Source organism: Frankia sp. AiPs1 (genome assembly GCF_023716945.1).
GTDB lineage: Bacteria > Actinomycetota > Actinomycetes > Frankiales > Frankiaceae > Frankia.
Map to the genome: position 1 here is coordinate 1 of NZ_JAMQQF010000827.1, position 1,880 is coordinate 1,880.

Here is a 1,880-nt window from a genome sequence, read left to right on the forward strand (position 1 = left end):
TTATAATGGTGTAGCCGGTAAGGCGGTTCACGGGGGTTATAATGTCGACGGTGTTCTGATTCGCCGGGTATTGCCGCACCCGGGGCGCCCACCGGCGAAACCGCGGGCGGCCCCGCGGTGCCTCCTCGCGGGCCCGCGGCGAGCCGCCACCCGCCACCCGCCACCCGCCACCCCGCCACCCCGTCACCCCGCCAGCCCGTCGCCCGCCGCTCCAACCGGCGAAGTCACCCGATCCGGGTGTCCGGGCGCGGTTCGGAAAAGGACGCACTGTTATCGCGACCCAGGGTGGGTAGGCCGTAACGCAGGGTCTGACCACCCGCTGTGCGGGGGATCGCACCGGATGCTCCCCGCCGGTCGCGACAAGCGTCCCTGACGTCGACGCACCGTCACCGATCCGGATGACCGCCTTCGCCGTGTCGAAAGGTCCGACGTGTGCGGAGGATGCGCGGTATCTGACGTGGCCGCACTGCTCTGCGGACAAGTCAGATGGACGCCGTCGACCAGGAGGCGGGAATTCTCGTGGAGATCGCAATCACCGGGGCAACCGGCTTTCTGGGCGTGCATCTGGTGCGGGAACTTCTCGAGCGAAACGCGTCGCTGACGGTTCTGGCCCATGCGGGCTCCGGCGAGGCCGCGGGCCGGCTCGCCAGGTTCCTGCAGGTCACCGGGGCCAGCCCGCGGCTGATCGACGAGCTTCCGCGGCGGATCTCGGTCGTCGACGTGGACGTGGCCGAGCCGTTCCTCGGCCTCGCCCGGGCCGAGTTCCGGCGGCTGGCGGACGGCGTCGACGCCATCTGGCACAGCGCCGCCCAGACGAAGCTCGCCGGCGACCTCACCGAACTGCAGCACGTCAACGTCGACGGCACCCGGAACATGCTGGCGCTGGCTGCGGCGGGCGGGCGACGGCCGCGCTTCTACCACGTGAGCACGGCGTTCGTGGCTGGTCTGCGACCCGACCCGGTCGTCTACGAGGACCAGCTCGACGCCTCGCGGGGGTTCGCCAGCCCGTACGAGCAGTCGAAGTACGAGGCGGAGGTCGCGGTCCAGGACTGGTCGGCCGGCAGCGGCCGCCCGGTGGTGGTGTTCCGGCCGAGCGTGCTGGTCAGCCACCGCCCGCCGCACCCCGACCTGCCGTCGGACACCCTGGAGGCGGTCGCCCGCTTCATGCTCACGATCGCCTCGATGGCCATGGAAGGCGGTCTGGTCGACGCCGAGGAGCCAGCCGTGCAGACCGTGCGGGTCGTCGGCGACCCGCGGGCACGCTGGAACGTGATGGCCGTCGAGGACGCCGTGCGGGACATGGTGCGCCTCGCCGAGCGTCCACCTGCCGGCACGACGACCACATATCACATCGTCAGCAGCCGCGACCTGCCCGTGTCGATGCCCATCGACCTGCTGGAGAGCTTTCTACCGGTTCGGGTGGAACTCGTCGAGCAGCCTCCGGCCGATCCGACGCCGCTGGAACGGATCATCGGCATGGTGCCCGGGTTCCTCATGTACCTGCGTCACCGCCACGTCTTCGACGACACCCGCACCCGCACGGCGTTGGGCGAGCGGCTCGACGAGACGCTGGTGGACCGGGACTACCTGCTCTCCGGCCTGGGCATTGCGGAGATGGACCTGTCCCCGGGCGACCTGCTCGCCGCCGACCTGCTGACCCGCGCCCTGGCCGCCTACGACCCGACGGCCCGGCCCGATCCCGCCGCGCGGACCTACCCGGCCGCACGGACAGACCCGGCGCCGCGGGTCGGCTCGGCCCAGGTCGAATCCGCTCAGGGTGGGAGCAGCAGATGACCGTCACTCCCCGACCGCCCCGCGTCGCGGGCCCGCCGGAGCGCCGCAGCCGTCCCGTGCCGGCACTGCGTCGGCCGGCTGCGCGC

General features: G+C 71.8%; 1 protein-coding gene. It reads left to right on the plus strand.

The genetic code is table 11. The features are described from left to right. Positions 1–486 precede the first annotated feature (486 nt). Positions 487–1,794: an SDR family oxidoreductase gene (locus tag ND748_RS31050; RefSeq protein WP_251749868.1), complete on the plus strand. Its 1,308-nt coding sequence runs from the start codon at positions 487–489 to the stop codon at positions 1,792–1,794. Positions 1,795–1,880 lie beyond the last annotated feature (86 nt).

What these genes read in the sequence shown, in the direction of transcription:
- ND748_RS31050 (WP_251749868.1), top strand. Translation starts at nt 487, where the DNA reads ATGGACGCCGTCGACCAGGAGGCGGGAATTCTCGTGGAGATCGCAATC.